The organism is Pleomorphomonas carboxyditropha, from assembly GCF_002770725.1.
Lineage (GTDB): Bacteria > Pseudomonadota > Alphaproteobacteria > Rhizobiales > Pleomorphomonadaceae > Pleomorphomonas > Pleomorphomonas carboxyditropha.
Genome location: NZ_NQVN01000046.1, coordinates 1 through 13,712, shown reverse-complemented (window position 1 = coordinate 13,712; position 13,712 = coordinate 1). Strand labels below are relative to the sequence as shown.

The window sequence follows — 13,712 nt, the reverse complement described above, 5'->3', positions numbered from 1 at the left end:
TGAAGATGCCGATCTCGCGGCGCTCCAGGATGTAGGCGGTGCCGAAGTTCTTCATGCAGTCGATGCCCTTGTCGAGCGGCACCGCCTCGCTGACCGGCTTGCAGCCGAGCGTCACCATGCGGTCGACATGGGAATAGACGGCGACCACCTGGTCGTCGACATAGAGGTTGTCGATCAGGAACTCGGCGCGCGTCTCCTCGGTGGTGTAGCGCTTGAAGTCCTTCTGGTTGGCCGAATAGCGAATATCCATTGTTGCCTCCGATAATGACGGGTTGGGGGAATCAGGCGAGGATCTTGACCACGACCTTGCGCACCCTGGCCGGCGCGCCGGCGGCGTTACCTGTCGCCTTCTTTCGGATAGAAGGTCTTGCAGAGCGCGCCGAGGATCAGCGGCGCCGGCATCAGGCCGCCGGCAATATTGTCGATCGTCTCCTTGATGTTCATCGGTCCAGTCCTCTCCAGCGTGAATGTTCGCGCCGGCGGCTGCGGGTTACCGGCGCCGGGCGATCTCGGAAGCGAAGACGTCGGGCGTGGCGTCCTTCGGAATGATGGCGCCGCGGTGCTGCACGACGGCGCCGGCCACCACATGGGCGCGGCGCGCGGCTTCCGCCGGGGCGAGGCCGAGGCTGCGGCCGATGAGGTAGGCGGCCGAGAAGCTGTCGCCGGCGGCCGTGGTGTCGACCACCTTGTCGACGGCGATGGCCGGAACGGTCTCGACCCTGCCGCCGTGGATCAGCGTGCACGGCCTGGCGCCGTCCTTGATCACCACCTCGAGGCGCGGCAGCGCCGTAAAATGGGCGGCGCCGGCCTCCGATGCCGGCGCGATGCCGAGCACCTCGAGTTCCTCCACCGTGACCATGACGCGGCTCGCGACGGCGATGACCTCTTCGTAGACGGCGCGCGTCGTCGCGGCGTTTTCCCACAGGAGCGGCCGGTAGTTGCAGTCGAAGTCGATGGCGACGCCGTCGCGGGCCAGCTCCCCGAGGCGGGCGATCAGCCGGGCGCGGCTTTGCGGCCTGAGCACCGCCAGGCTGATGCCCGAGAGATAGACGTTGCTGTAGCCGGCGAGCGCAGCGAGGATCGCCTCGGAGCCGTCGGTCTCGAACGCTTCGCGGACGGCGGCCTCGCCGCGCCAGTAATAGAAGCGGCGCTCGCCGGCGGCGTCGGTCTTGATGAAATAGAGGCCGGGGCGGCGTCCCGGGCGGCGCAGCACCAGGCGGTCGCCGACGCCCTGGGCGCGCCAGAAGGCCGCCATGTCGTCGCTGAACGGATCGTCGCCGATGGCGCTCACGTAGTCGACGAAGGACCCCAGTCCTGCGCCGAGCCGCGCCATGTAGGCCGCCGTGTTGAAGGTGTCGCCGCCGAAGGACTGGGTGATGCCGCCGTCGGGCCGCTCCTGCAGCTCGACCATGCACTCGCCGATGGCCGCCACGCGGATATCCTGGGTCACCTCATCCTCCGATTGTCGTTCTGCCGGTCCGTTGTGGGCTGGGTGTCATCCTCCCGGCGCCTCGGCGGCCGCATCTCGTTGGCGGAAACATCTGAGCGTTATTCCTTTAAATCAATACGCATTAATCCATGCTAGAATATAGCAAAATCAAATCATATCAAAGTTCATATTGAATATAATTCCCCAATGAATTAGAGTTTAAACCTGGAGACGGAAAGTAAATATTGCAGCATGCGAGCCGATGTCGGAATATATAAATCCTTATATATAAGATATATAATGTATATTTGTATAGAAAGGCAGGCTTGTGAGCTGGTTCACGTGTGGGCAAGTTGGAAAAACTGCACCACGCCGAGCGCATGGCCATCTGACCGTCATGTTGCACTTTCCGGCCAGCCGGTTTTGCTGGCCCGGTGTCCGCCGGCGCGATCCCGGACGGCATACGTATCTGCCCCGATCGGTGGGAAAGAGGGCTTGGTACTAACCCGCTCTAATCTTTTTCATATATCTGATACACAAAACCCAGGTTTGATGGCGGTCGCATTGGCGGATCGTCATCGCCCGGCAGAGCGATCCGCGCCGTCTGCCTTGCCGAACCTTATTGGGGCCGGAAGTGGCCCACGGGAGCAGACGCGATGACGGCATGGACGATGAGCGATACCGGACGATCTGCCGCCGGCGGCCTGCCGGCCGGCGAAACCGCGGCCCAGCTCGTTCATCGCCGGCTGCGCGACGACATCGTTTCCATGCGGCGCCGGCCGGGCGACGTCATCTTCGAGAAGGAGATCGCCCTCGAGGCGCGCGTCAGCCGGACGCCGGTCCGCGAGGCGCTGCTCCGCCTCGCCGACGAGAAGCTGATCGAGATCGTCCCCAAGTCGGGCACCATGGTGGCCCGCATTCCCGCCGAAATCCTGCCCGAGATCATCGTCGCCCGCGCCGCGCTGGAGGCGGTCACCGTGCGGGCGGCGGCCGAAAGCGCCAGGGGATCCGATATCGCCGGCCTCAGGGCGATCATCGAGCGCCAGCGCGAGACGCTGGCCACCGGCGACATCGACGGCTTCCACGCCACCGATGAGGTGATGCACCGGGCCATCGCCGAGGCCGGCCGGTTGCCGGGACTGTGGTCGATGATCGTCCAGATCAAGGTGCAGCTCGATCGCTATCGCCGCCTGACCTTGCCGCAGCCGCACCGCATGGAGCGGGCGCTCGCTGAACACGAGGCGATCATCGACGCCATTGCCGGCCGCGACGCCGAGACGGCGGCGGCGGCCATGGACCGTCACCTCGATGGTCTGAGGGTCAGCCTGGCGCCGATCCGCGACCTCAACCCGGATTATTTCTCCGGCGACGTCGGCGCCGTCTACGATCGCTGGGCCGGCGAGATGGCCTGACGGCCGGCTTCCTCGCGTGCCCGGGAGTTTGCCCCAGGTACCGGTGTGCACAACTATCCCTTTGTTCCGCATATATAAATCTGTCATCCTCGCGCAGGCGAGGACCTCGGGCAGAACAAAGCTCGACGCCGATATGGCGCTCCAGCAACGCTGGGGCGCCTGATACGCCCCTCCTCACCTTCTCGTCCCGAGGTCCTCGCCTTCGCGAGGATGACAATCCATGGGAGGCGTACCCCGGGTACCTTTCTCGCTTACGGCGCCACGCTCACCAGGCGCCGGCCGTCCACCTCGACGATGTCGCCTTCGACCCGGAACACCTCCGCCAGAAGCCGCCGGTTGATGACCTCGGACGGCGCGCCGTCGCCGACCACCCGGCCGTCCTGCATGACGATGATCCGGTCGGCGTAGGTGGCGGCGATGTTGAGGTCGTGCAGCACGATCACCACCGTCTTGCCCGGCTGGTCGCCCATGCGGCGAAAGAGCCGCATCATCGACACCGCGTGATGGATGTCGAGATTGTTGAGCGGCTCGTCGAACAGCGCGTAGTCGGCGTCCTGGGCGAGCGTCATGGCGACGAAGGCCCGCTGCCGCTGGCCGCCGGAAAGCTGATCGAGAAAGCGGTCCGCCATGCCGTCCAGCCCGACGAAGGCGATCGCCGTCGCCACCCGCTCCGTATCCTCGCGGGTCGGGCGGCCGCGATTGTGCGGAAAGCGGCCGAAGGCGACGAGGTCGCGCACCGTCAGGCGGGCGGCGACGTAATTCTCCTGGCGCATCACCGACAGCCGGCGGGCCAGCTCGCGGCCCGGCGCCGCCGTCACGTCGAGGCCGTCGACACGCACAGTCCCGGAATTGGCTTTTATAAGCCGGCTTACCATGGACAAGAGCGTCGACTTGCCGGCACCGTTGGGGCCGACGATGCCCACCACGCCGCCGCGCGGGATCGTCAGGCTGACGTCGTCGACGACGGTGGTATCGCCATAGCGCTTGGTGATCTTGTCGATGTCGATCATCGCCGGCCGGCCCTGAACAGGATGAGGAGGAACACGACGCCGCCGACGAAGTCGATGACGATCGACAGCGCGGTGCCGAAGCCGAGCAGCCGTTCGAGCAGCATCTGGCCGCCGACCAGCGTGATGACGGCGAGGCCGACGGCGACGGGCAGCACGTCGGCATGGCGGGCCGACGGCACCATGAGATAGGCGAGGTTGGCGACCAGCAGGCCGAAGAAGGTGGTCGGCCCGACCAGCGCCGTCGACGCCGATACCAGCACGGCGACCAGCGCGAAGACGATCGCCGACAGCCGCGCCGTGTCGATGCCGAGGCCGGTCGCCTTCTCCCGGCCGAGAACGAGCACGTCGAGCTCGGAAAGACGGGGCAGCAACACCGCCGTCGCCGTCAGCGCCAGAAAGGCGGCGACGCCGATCAGCGCCGGGTCGACCACGTTGAACGAGGCGAAGGTGCGTCCCTGCAGCACCAGGAAGTCGTTGGGATCCATGACGCGCTGCAGGAAGCTCGCGAGGCTGCGGAACAGGGCGCCGAACAGCAGGCCGGCCAGCACCACCAGCGGCAGGTTGCGGCCCTCGCCGCGGAACAGCAGGCGGAACAGCAGGCCGGAGAGACCGACCATGATGAGGCATTCGACGGAAAACAGCAGCCGCGGATCGAGCGCGCCGGCGCCGGCGCCGCCGAGGACCACCACCAGCGCGGTCTGCAGCAGCAGGAACAGCGCGTCGAAGCCCATCACCGCCGGCGTCAGGATGCGGTTGCCGGTCAGCGTCTGGAACAGCACCGTCGACAGCGCGATGGCATAGGCCACGGTGACGAGGGCGGCGAGGCGGACGCCGCGATGGGCGAGCACGAAGCTCCAGGAGCCGCGCACCCCGACCGTCATGAAGGCGAGCGCCGACAGCGCGGCGAGAAGCGCGACGACCAGCGTCACGCGGCGGACGGCGTGGGCGCGATCAGGCGGCATGGCTGCGCCGCCCGAAGATGAGCATCAAAAAGCCGAGGCTGCCGACGACGCCCATGATGGTGCCGACCGGAATCTCGTAGGGTGCGATGACGAGCCGCCCGGCGATGTCCGAGGCGAGCACCAGAAGCGCGCCGCCGGCCGCCACGACGGGCAGGCTGCGTCTCAGATCGTCGCCGAGCAGCAGGCTGACGACGTTGGGGACGATCAGGCCGACGAACGGGACGGCGCCGACCGTCACCACCACGGCGGCGGTGACCACCGAGACGATGATCAGACCGAAGATGATGAGGCGCCGATAGTTGAGGCCCACGCCGATCGCCACCGCCTCGCCCATGCCGAGGATGGTGAAGCGGGCGGCCGTCGCATAGGCGGCGGCCACCAGGCCGGCGATGATCCAGAGGAATTCGTAGCGGCCGCGCAGCACGATGGAAAAGTCGCCGCTGCCGAAGGCGCCGAGCGACTGCAGCAGGTCGAAGCGATAGGCGAGGAAGCTGGTCACCGCCTCGAAGATGCCGCCGAGCATGATGCCGACCAGCGGCACCATCAGCGCCGAGCCGAGCGGCAGCCGGCCGAGCAGCATCAGGAACAGCCCCGAGCCGGCGAGCGCCACCAGGGCGGCCACCAGCATGCGCGCGATCACCGGGGCGCCGGGCATCAGCAGCAGGGTGAGCAGGATGCCGAGGCTGGCCGCTTCCACCGTGCCGGCCGTCGACGGCTCGACGAAGCGGTTGCGGGCGATCATCTGCATCAGGATGCCGGAGACGGCGAGGCCGGCGCCCGACAGCAGCAGGGCGAGCGTGCGCGGCACCCGGCTCGCCGCGAGCACCAGCGCGCCGTCGCCTTCCATGGTCAGCACGTCCGACCAGCCGTAGCCGCCGCCGGTGACGAGGCTCGCCACGACGAGGACGGCGGTCGCGACGACGATGGCGGAGAGCAGCAGCGGACGGGAGAAAGCGTTCACTCGGCCGCCTCGAGGAATGGCATCGCCTGCCGCCGCCGCAGCTTGGGCGGTACGCCATAGGCCTTCTTGAAGGCGGTGGCGAAGCTCGACGGCGCCGAATAGCCGGCGATGAAGGCGGCGCAGGCGATGCTGACCCCCCGGTTGTCGAGGGCGTCGCGGGCGGCGTCGAGACGGCGGCGGCGCACGAAATCGAACACCGTCATGCCGTAGAGTTCCTTGAAGCAGCGCTGCACGACGCTGACCGACGCGCCGACGGCCTGGGCGACCGCGTCGATGGTCAGCGGCTCGTTGAGGTGATCGAGCAGAAAGATGCGGATGCGCTCGCCGAGCAGCGACTGGGCTGGGCGGGGCAGCGTGTTCTTGTCGCGCCGCAGGGCCAGGGTGCTGAGCGTCAGGCAGATCAGGTCGAAGGCGCGGGCGCGCCGGTAGAGCGGCAGCGCCTCGCGCGGCACCCAGGCCGGCGGCTCGGCGGCGAGCTGGGCGAGGCGGATGCTGTCGTCGTCGAGGCGCCAGAGGTGGCTGTTGCCGTGGCCGGTGAGGAAGGTGGCGAGCGCGTCGCCGTGGCCGGCGCCCTTGAGGTCGAGCGCCGAGGCCCAGTCGCGCGGCGCGGTGATCGTCAGCTTGCCCATCCGGTCTTCCGACCAGGCGACCTGCACCAGTTGCGCCGGACGGGTGAGCGACAGCGCCAGGGCCACCGGGCCGCCCTCGGCGGAGACGTCGAACCGCTGGCCGTCGATCTCGAAGCGTTGCCAGCCGCGGAGGTAGACGAACAGGCGGAAGCCCGGCTGGATCTCGCGCACCGGCCGCGGCCCGGCGACCACCGGCGTGAGCCGGCAGGCAAGCGAGATGCCGTCGTGTTCCGATACCGCCGTCGACAGTTCCATGACGCACCCAATGCCACCCGGGAAGCCGCCTCACAACCTTCAGGGCGGCTTCGGCTGTTTACGAAAAAGAAACCGCCGTTTTCGCTGAAGCCCTGGTCATCGACAGCGTCCGGCCACCCTGTTTATATACATGATACGATTAGTCAAGTTTAAGGGAAATCACTTATGCGATTGATTTTCAATCGCAATTATCAAGGCGAGCAAGGATAAGTAGCTGATAAAATGGGACTTCCTGCCGAACGTCGCTTGCACCGGAACGGGCAATCGCTGGGTATGCCGGTGTGCATGGCCCTGACGGAGGAGGTCCGTTCGGCTGCGGTCGCCGGCGCGCGGACCCTGCCGGCGGATGGCGTCGCGGGCCTCGATGCGATGGTTGTTGAGGGGCCGATCCGGTGAATGCCTATTTCGTTGGTGCCGGCCGAACCGTCACCGCCACGCCGAAATACCAGTGGTGAGGCGGATGCGCAGAGCATTGAAGGCGTTGCATACCCTGGCTTTCGTTCTGCTTTCCGGCGGCGCCTCCGCCGGCGAGGACATGCGCCTTGTGCCGAACCGGCCCTTGGCCATCGCGGCGGTGGCGCCGGGCGAAACCGTCACGCTGCCGCTCGACGCGGCGCCCGGCGACTATCTGCGCGGCCGGCTCGATGTGACGGCCGGCAGCTTCGATATCGAAATCGTCGACAATGACGGTGTTGCCTGGCGGCGCCTGCTCGACGACGTCGGCCTTTCCGGCGAGTTCCAGTTCGTCGCCGGCGGCACGCCGTCGGCCCTGCGCCTGATGGCCGGCCCGGACGGCGGCGCCGGCCGGCTGACGCTCACCGCGCGCCTGTCGCTCGCCGACCAGAAGCCGCCGGCCGCCGGCCACGACAGTCCGGCGATCGCCGCCGTCGCCGCGGCGCTCGCCACCGGCGGCACCACCGACGCCTTCTGGCGCCAGGCCCGGGAGGCCGGTACGCCGCTCGTCGAGCGGACCGAGGACGGCGAGACGCTGCTCACCTTCGTCTATCGCGGCGCCGCGCGGAACGTCCGCCTCGTCGGCGCGCCGTCCGGCGACCACGAGTGGCTCGACCGGCTCGACGGCTCCGACATCTGGTTCAAGAGTTTCCGCGTGCCGCCCGAGACGCGTTTTTCCTACCAGCTCGCCCCCGACGTGCCGGAGCTGCCGGGGACGGCGCGCGAGCGGCGCGTCGCGCTGCTCGCCACCGCCGCCGCCGATCCGCTCAACAAGGCGCCCTGGCCGGCCGACGCGCCGGACCGGTTCAATTCCAAGTCGACGGTCACGCTCGCGGCGGCGCCGGTTCAGCCGGGCATGGAGAACACGGCGGCGCCGGCGGGGGAATTCATCCGCTTCCGCCTTGCCTCGGACCGTCTCGGCAACACGCGCGACATCGCGATCTACAGGCCGAAGGGCTTCGATTCCGCCGATCCCGACGCCGTGCTGCTCGTCGTTTTCGACGGCCGCAATTATCAGCGCGAGGTGCCGACGCCGGCCATCCTCGACGCCCTCGTTGCCGATGGCCGTCTGCCGCCGACGCTTGCCGTCTTCGTCGACAACCCGGACCTGGCGACGCGGTCGCGCGAATTGCCCGACAGCGCCGACTTCGCCGATGTCCTGGCCGACCACCTGATGCCGGAAGTGCGCGAGCGGACCGGCTTTTCGCCGCCGCCGGCCCGCACCGTGCTGGCGGGATCGTCCTATGGCGGTCTCGCGTCGCTGACGGTGGCGCTTCGCCGCCCCGACGCCTTCGGCAATGCGCTGTCGCTGTCGGGCTCCTACTGGTGGAGCCCGCCCGGCACGTCGGCCACCATCGCCAACCGCGTCGCCACCACGGAGCGGCGCCCCGTCCGGGTGTTTCTGGCCGCCGGCCTGTTCGAGCGCGAGCACGGCGGCGCCGACGGCATCCTCGAGACCAACCGGCACCTGCGCGACGTGCTGCTGGCGCGCGGCTACGAGGTCGCCGCCCGCGAATACGCCGGCGGCCACGACTATTTCGTCTGGCGGGGGGCGCTCGCCGACGGGCTGCTGGCGCTGTTCGGGCGCGGCCCGATCCCGATGTCCGATGTGAAGGAAAAGCCATGACCGGATTTCGCCGCCTCGGCGCCATGCTGGCGCCGGTCCTCCTGTTCGCCGGCATCGGCGTCGCCGGCGCCGCCACCGTCACCGATGCCCAGGGCACGCGCGACCTCCCCGATCGGCCGAAGACCGTCGTGGTGTTCGATCTCGCCGCCCTCGATACGCTCGACGCGCTGGGCGTCGAGGTGAAGGGCGTGCCCGATTGGGCGATGGCCGGCGACCTCGCGAAATACCGTGATGCCGCCTATGCCAAGGTCGGCTCGCTGTTCGAGCCGGATTTCGAGGCGGTGGCGGCGCTCGAGCCCGACCTCATCGTCGTCGGCGGCCGCAGCCAGAAGCACTTCGCGGCGCTGTCGGACATCGCCCCGGTGCTCGATCTCACGCCCGACAACAACGATTTCCGCGGCTCGGTGAAGCGCAATGCCGAGGCGATCGGCACGCTGTTCGGCAAGGAGGCCGAAGTGGCCGGGCGGCTTCAAAAGCTCGACGCCACCACGGCCCGCCTTCGGGAAATGACCGCCGACAAGGGCACGGGCCTGGTGGTGCTGACCACCGGCGGCAAGATCAGCGCCTACGGTCCCGGCTCGCGCTTCTCCGAGGTCCACGACCTCTATGGGCTCGCCGCCGCCGACCCGACCATCGAGGCGACCACCCACGGCCAGGTCATCTCCTGGGAATACATCCTCAAGGTCAACCCGGACTGGCTGATCGTCATCGACCGCGACGCCGCCATCGGCAAGGCCGAGACGCCGGCCCGCGCCCTGCTCGACAACGAGCTGGTCAACCGCACCCGCGCCGCCACGGCCGGTCACATCATCTACCTCGATCCGGTCGGCATGTATCTCACCAGTTCCGGCCTCAGGGCCGAACAGGCGATCGCCGACAGCTTCGTCGCCGCTTTCGAGCGGCCGTGATTTCCCTTCTTCCTCTCCTCCCGGACTGCCGCCCATGAACCTGCAACGCCTTACCCCGCTCCTCCATGCCGTCCCGGCCGCCCTGCTGCTTTCGGCCTCGCCCTCCCTCGCCCAGTCTTCTTCGGCGCCCCAGCCTTCTCCCGCCGGCTCCTTCTCCCTCGAGCTGAACCGGCTGGACGGGATCGACGGCGGCTGCCGGGTGACCCTGGTCGAGAAGAACGCCACCGGCGCGTCCTTCTCGGCCCTGAAGCTCGATCTCGTCGTGTTCGACGGCGAAGGCATCGTGGCGAAGCGGGTGGGGGTGGACGCCGGTCCCCTCAAGGCGGGGCGGACGGTGGTCAAGACCTTCGACCTCAAGGACCTCGCCTGCGACAGCGTCGGCCGGGTGCTGATCAACGACGTCCTGTCCTGCGAGGCGGACGGGTTCGCGGCCGATACCTGCCTCGACGCGGTGGAGCCGCGCTCGCGCGCCGCGGCCACCTTCGACAAGTGAGGCGATGATGAATCCCGAGAGCATCGCCGCCGCCGGCGCCGCCGTCGTCACCCTGCCGCATGACCTGACGCCTTTCGGCATGTTCATGGCCGCCGATCTCGTGGTGAAGGCGGTGATGGTCGGCCTGATCGCCGCCTCGCTGATCACCTGGGTCATCCTGGTCGGCAAGGTGCTGGAACTGTCCGCCCTCGGCCGGTCGGCCCGGCGCGGTGTCGCCGTCGTTGCCGCCGAGGCCGGCATCGCCGGCCTGGTTCGTCGGCCGCATCTGCCGCGGCCGCTCGCCGCCATGCTGGCCGAGATCGGCGAGGAGGTTGCGCAGACCGGCGCCGAGGGGACCGGCTCCACGGCTGCCGGCGGGCTGGTCGAGCGGGTACGCTCGCGCCTCTCCCGCCTCGAGGCGGCGGCCGGCCGGCGGGCCATGACCGGCACCGGCCTTCTCGCCACCATCGGCTCGACGGCGCCCTTCGTCGGCCTGTTCGGCACCGTCTGGGGCATCATGAACGCCTTCGTCGGCATTTCCGAGAGCCAGACGACCAATCTTGCGGTGGTGGCGCCGGGCATCGCCGAGGCGCTGCTCGCCACCGCCACCGGCCTTGTCGCCGCCATTCCGGCGGTGGTGGTCTACAACCACCTCGCCCGCCGCACCACCGCCTTCCGCGCCGAGATGACCGACCTTTCCGAAGGGCTCATCCGCACGCTGTCGCGCGATCTCGAAACCGGCCGGCTGGACGTCGGCTCCCTCAATTGATGACGCGGCACCCGCCGGGCGACCCCGGTGCGGTGCGCGAAGGAGGCCTGCCATGGCTGCCCGACTCGACGACGGTTCCGAACTGACCGAGAACCACGAGATCAACGTGACGCCGTTCATCGACGTGATGCTGGTGCTTCTCATCATCTTCATGGTGGCGGCGCCGCTCGCCACCGTCGACGTCCCGGTCGACCTTCCCGGCTCGACGGCGGCCGCCGCCCCGCGGCCGGACAAGCCGCTGTTCGTGACGGTGGGCGGGGATCTGTCGATCAGCGTCGGCGAGGAAAAGGTGGAGCGCGACGCGCTGGCCGGCCGCCTCGACGCGGCGACCGGCGGCGACAAGGACGAGCGCATCTTCCTGAGGGCCGACAGGACGGTGGCCTATGGCGACCTGGCCGAGGCGATGAACCTGCTGCGGGCGGCCGGCTACCTCAAGGTGGCGCTGGTGGGTATCGAGCAGGCGGCCGCCCCTGCACCGGCCGGCGGGTAATCCCGGGTCAGCAGAAGAGATCGAACCGATCCGATGGCAATTCCTTCCCGATCGACGACCGAACTCCTGTCGAGGCGGTCCGGACTGATGCGCTGGTCGCTGGCCGGCGTCCTCGGCCTGGCGCTGCACGGGGCGGCGCTGTGGTGGCTCATCCCGACCAACGGTCCGGCGGCGGCGGTGGCGGCCCCCGAGGCGGTGGTGATGATCGACCTGCCGCCCGAGCCGGAGCTGCCGCCGCTCGAAAGCGTCGAGCAGGCGGCCGTCGAGGAGGTGGTGGAGGCGCCGCCCGAGGAGGTGACCACGACGCCGCCCGAGCCGGAGCTCGCCGAGACCACGCCCCAGCCGGAGGAGGTCGAGACGGTCGAGCCGGTGGAAGAGGTGACCGACGCGCCGCCCGAACCGGTGGAAGACCTTGCCGAGGCGCCGCCCGAGCCGGTGGAGACGCCGCTCCCCGAGCCGGAGATGCTGCCGCCGTCGGAGGTGGCCGTGCCGCTGCCGCCGCCCCCGCCGCCGGAGATGGTCGAGACGGCCGAGGTGAAGCCGAAGCCCGAGCCGGTGAAGCCCGAGCGAAAGAAGCCGGCGCCCAGGAAGCAGCCCGAGGCGAGGCCGACCCCGCCGGCCGACGCGCAGGTGGCCGGCGCCGGGGCGGGCCGGCAGATGGCCGACGCGCTCGCCGCCTATCGCAGCTCCGTCCGGCGGGCGATCGTCGGCAAGCGCCGGGCGAGCGACGCCGACGGCGCCATCGGCCGGGCGACGGTATCGCTGTCGATCGGCCGCGACGGCTCGATCGTCGGCCTGTCGGTCGGCGGCGGGTCGGCCGTCGCCAACGCCGCCGAGCGCCTGATCCGCCGCGTCGGGTCCTTCCCGCCCGTCCCCGCGACCCTCGACGCGCCGTTCAAGGTTACCGTTCCCATCGAATTCAAGAGAGAGTGAGACCTCTCCATTTCAGGAGCCTGCCCCGATGACCCTGCACGAGCCGGCCCGTTTCTTCGCCAATCTCCTCGTCCCGACCTCCGATCCGGTCGGCTTGCGCGGCCGGCTCGCCGAACATCTCGGCCGCCACGCCCGCTGCGAGACGACGGAGACCGGAGAGGTGCTGCTGTCGAGCGAGCTCGGCCTGTCGCGGCTGACGCTCGAGGCCGGCGGTCTGCGCATCGCCGCCGAAAGCGGCGATCCCACCGGCCTCGCCTACATCAAGATGATCATGGCCGACCACGTGCTGGAGCTCGGGGAGGCCGGCCTCGCCCTGCACTGGACGGGAGCCGGCGCGTCCGGCTCGCCGCTGCCGTTCTTCCGCGCGATGACGGTGACGGGCGTCGCGACGGTCGGCCGCTTCCGCCGCCTGACGCTGCGCGGCGACGATCTCGGCCGCTTCGCCGAGGGCGGGCTGCACGTCCGCCTGCTGTTGCCGGGCGAGGGCGTGCGCCAGCGCTGGCCGGTGACCGGCGACGACGGACGTCCCTTCTGGCCGGACGGCAATCCGCCGCCGGCCCGCGTCTATACGTTGCGCCGCCTCGACGTCGCCGCCGGCGAGGTGGAGATCGACATGCTGCTGCACGCGAGCCATCACGACGCGCCAGGCGCCGCCTTCGCCGAACGGGCGCGGCCCGGCGACGTCGTCGGCATGACCGGTCCCGGCGGCGGCGATCTGCCGGAGGCGACCGACTACCTGTTGTTTGCCGACGAGACGGGCCTGCCGGCGGTGGTGCGCATGCTCGCCGAGATGCCGGCCGGCCGCCGCGTCCGGGCCTTTGTCGAGATCGAGGACGAAGACGACCGGCAGGCGCTGCCAAGCGTCGCAGCCGCCGAAGTCACCTGGCTGTACCGGCGGGACGGCGCGCGCCTGGAGACGGCGGCCGCGTCGATCGGCGCCGGCGACCTTCCACCGGGCACCGTGGTGTGGGGCGGCATGGAGCACGCCGCCCGGCGAGCCGTTTTCCGCCGGGCCGTCGACGTATGGGGTCTGCCGCGCGACCGCCTGCGTCTTGCCTCCTACTGGCGGCGGGGCCAGGCCGGCACCGATCACCACCACGACGATTGAGGCAGGCACAGCGATCGCCGGACCCCGGCCGAGCCCGACCCGCCAAGGGCTGGCGCGGCGGGGGGCGACGGCGGTGATCGGCCATTCGCATTAGATTTTAAGTATATAGACTTATATGCTTTCGTATTATGCACGGTGGTGTCGGGAATGACTGCAATTCGTGCGTGACAAAACCAGGATTTGCCTCGACCCTTAGGGAATGGGAAGCCGGTTCCTCCCAGCCGGCCCCGATCCAAGGAGCCATGGCATGATCGTGGCAGTCCGCCAAGCGCCGCGCCCCGCCCCCGTCGAGAC

General features: G+C 69.4%; 15 protein-coding genes and 1 pseudogene. 9 read left to right on the top strand and 7 right to left on the bottom strand.

From position 1 onward, the window contains the following. From CJ014_RS26765 to CJ014_RS26760, 3 genes and pseudogenes are all read right to left on the bottom strand, one after another. Window positions 1-250, bottom strand: a pseudogene (locus CJ014_RS26765) (hypothetical protein); the annotation flags it as partial. 86 nt (window positions 251-336) lie between these two features. Next, a complete protein-coding gene (locus CJ014_RS28350; protein WP_342588573.1) occupies window positions 337-444 on the bottom strand; it encodes a 2-keto-3-deoxygluconate permease in 108 nt (35 codons plus the stop codon). A 46-nt stretch (window positions 445-490) separates the two neighbouring features. After that, window positions 491-1,450 (bottom strand): sugar kinase, encoded by a 960-nt coding sequence (locus tag CJ014_RS26760; protein WP_100083549.1) that lies wholly within the window; start codon window positions 1,448-1,450, stop codon window positions 491-493. 635 nt (window positions 1,451-2,085) lie between these two features. Here CJ014_RS26760 and CJ014_RS26755 point away from each other — a divergent pair. Beyond that, on the top strand, window positions 2,086-2,841 hold the full coding sequence (locus CJ014_RS26755; protein WP_100083548.1) for a GntR family transcriptional regulator: 756 nt from the start codon (window positions 2,086-2,088) through the stop codon (window positions 2,839-2,841). 251 nt (window positions 2,842-3,092) lie between these two features. Here the strand turns inward: CJ014_RS26755 and CJ014_RS26750 are convergent, their stop codons facing one another. Genes CJ014_RS26750 through CJ014_RS26735 form a run of 4 tightly spaced genes read right to left on the bottom strand, consistent with a single transcriptional unit; the run spans window position 3,093 to window position 6,658 of the window. Further along, entirely contained in the window at window positions 3,093-3,851 is a 759-nt protein-coding gene (locus tag CJ014_RS26750; RefSeq protein ID WP_100083547.1) for an iron ABC transporter ATP-binding protein, read from the bottom strand. Then, entirely contained in the window at window positions 3,848-4,813 is a 966-nt protein-coding gene (locus CJ014_RS26745) for an iron chelate uptake ABC transporter family permease subunit (RefSeq protein WP_100083546.1), read from the bottom strand. The genes CJ014_RS26750 and CJ014_RS26745 overlap by 4 nt, the downstream gene beginning before the upstream one ends. Then, a complete protein-coding gene (locus tag CJ014_RS26740) occupies window positions 4,803-5,774 on the bottom strand; it encodes an iron chelate uptake ABC transporter family permease subunit (protein ID WP_280952364.1) in 972 nt (323 codons plus the stop codon). The genes CJ014_RS26745 and CJ014_RS26740 overlap by 11 nt, the downstream gene beginning before the upstream one ends. Then, window positions 5,771-6,658 (bottom strand): helix-turn-helix domain-containing protein, encoded by an 888-nt coding sequence (locus tag CJ014_RS26735; RefSeq protein WP_100083545.1) that lies wholly within the window; start codon window positions 6,656-6,658, stop codon window positions 5,771-5,773. Before CJ014_RS26735 ends, CJ014_RS26740 begins: the two co-directional genes overlap by 4 nt. Before the next feature lie 222 nt (window positions 6,659-6,880). Here CJ014_RS26735 and CJ014_RS28000 point away from each other — a divergent pair, with 222 nt between their 5' ends. The 8 genes from CJ014_RS28000 to CJ014_RS26700 all read left to right on the top strand — a co-directional run bounded on the left by CJ014_RS28000 (window position 6,881) and on the right by CJ014_RS26700 (window position 13,418). Next, window positions 6,881-7,054 (top strand): hypothetical protein, encoded by a 174-nt coding sequence (locus tag CJ014_RS28000; protein ID WP_165791011.1) that lies wholly within the window; start codon window positions 6,881-6,883, stop codon window positions 7,052-7,054. Between the two features lie 64 nt (window positions 7,055-7,118). Beyond that, window positions 7,119-8,738 carry an enterochelin esterase gene (gene fes / locus CJ014_RS26730; RefSeq protein ID WP_165791010.1) on the top strand — a complete coding sequence of 540 codons (1,620 nt, stop codon included), beginning with the start codon at window positions 7,119-7,121 and terminating at the stop codon, window positions 8,736-8,738. Next, window positions 8,735-9,646 carry a siderophore ABC transporter substrate-binding protein gene (locus CJ014_RS26725; protein ID WP_100083543.1) on the top strand — a complete coding sequence of 304 codons (912 nt, stop codon included), beginning with the start codon at window positions 8,735-8,737 and terminating at the stop codon, window positions 9,644-9,646. The genes fes and CJ014_RS26725 overlap by 4 nt, the downstream gene beginning before the upstream one ends. 34 nt (window positions 9,647-9,680) lie before the next feature. Beyond that, a complete protein-coding gene (locus CJ014_RS26720; protein WP_100083542.1) occupies window positions 9,681-10,139 on the top strand; it encodes a hypothetical protein in 459 nt (152 codons plus the stop codon). Window positions 10,140-10,143: 4 nt separating this feature from the next. After that, on the top strand, window positions 10,144-10,887 hold the full coding sequence (gene exbB / locus CJ014_RS26715) for a tonB-system energizer ExbB (protein WP_100083541.1): 744 nt from the start codon (window positions 10,144-10,146) through the stop codon (window positions 10,885-10,887). A gap of 52 nt (window positions 10,888-10,939) precedes the next feature. Next, window positions 10,940-11,377 (top strand): TonB system transport protein ExbD, encoded by a 438-nt coding sequence (exbD, locus tag CJ014_RS26710; protein ID WP_100083540.1) that lies wholly within the window; start codon window positions 10,940-10,942, stop codon window positions 11,375-11,377. 33 nt (window positions 11,378-11,410) lie between these two features. Beyond that, window positions 11,411-12,310 carry an energy transducer TonB family protein gene (locus tag CJ014_RS26705; RefSeq protein ID WP_133121955.1) on the top strand — a complete coding sequence of 300 codons (900 nt, stop codon included), beginning with the start codon at window positions 11,411-11,413 and terminating at the stop codon, window positions 12,308-12,310. 28 nt (window positions 12,311-12,338) lie between these two features. Continuing rightward, on the top strand, window positions 12,339-13,418 hold the full coding sequence (locus CJ014_RS26700; RefSeq protein WP_100083538.1) for a siderophore-interacting protein: 1,080 nt from the start codon (window positions 12,339-12,341) through the stop codon (window positions 13,416-13,418). The last annotated feature ends 294 nt before the right edge of the window (window positions 13,419-13,712 follow it).

Coding starts and splice junctions, on each gene's coding strand:
- CJ014_RS28350 (WP_342588573.1), bottom strand. CDS start 444: ATGAACATCAAGGAGACGATCGACAATATTGCCGGCGGCCTGATGCCG.
- CJ014_RS26755 (WP_100083548.1), top strand. CDS start 2,086: ATGACGGCATGGACGATGAGCGATACCGGACGATCTGCCGCCGGCGGC.
- CJ014_RS26750 (WP_100083547.1), bottom strand. CDS start 3,851: ATGATCGACATCGACAAGATCACCAAGCGCTATGGCGATACCACCGTC.
- CJ014_RS26745 (WP_100083546.1), bottom strand. CDS start 4,813: ATGCCGCCTGATCGCGCCCACGCCGTCCGCCGCGTGACGCTGGTCGTC.
- CJ014_RS26735 (WP_100083545.1), bottom strand. CDS start 6,658: ATGGAACTGTCGACGGCGGTATCGGAACACGACGGCATCTCGCTTGCC.
- CJ014_RS28000 (WP_165791011.1), top strand. CDS start 6,881: ATGGGACTTCCTGCCGAACGTCGCTTGCACCGGAACGGGCAATCGCTG.
- fes (WP_165791010.1), top strand. CDS start 7,119: ATGCGCAGAGCATTGAAGGCGTTGCATACCCTGGCTTTCGTTCTGCTT.
- CJ014_RS26725 (WP_100083543.1), top strand. CDS start 8,735: ATGACCGGATTTCGCCGCCTCGGCGCCATGCTGGCGCCGGTCCTCCTG.
- CJ014_RS26720 (WP_100083542.1), top strand. CDS start 9,681: ATGAACCTGCAACGCCTTACCCCGCTCCTCCATGCCGTCCCGGCCGCC.
- exbB (WP_100083541.1), top strand. CDS start 10,144: ATGATGAATCCCGAGAGCATCGCCGCCGCCGGCGCCGCCGTCGTCACC.
- exbD (WP_100083540.1), top strand. CDS start 10,940: ATGGCTGCCCGACTCGACGACGGTTCCGAACTGACCGAGAACCACGAG.
- CJ014_RS26705 (WP_133121955.1), top strand. CDS start 11,411: ATGGCAATTCCTTCCCGATCGACGACCGAACTCCTGTCGAGGCGGTCC.
- CJ014_RS26700 (WP_100083538.1), top strand. CDS start 12,339: ATGACCCTGCACGAGCCGGCCCGTTTCTTCGCCAATCTCCTCGTCCCG.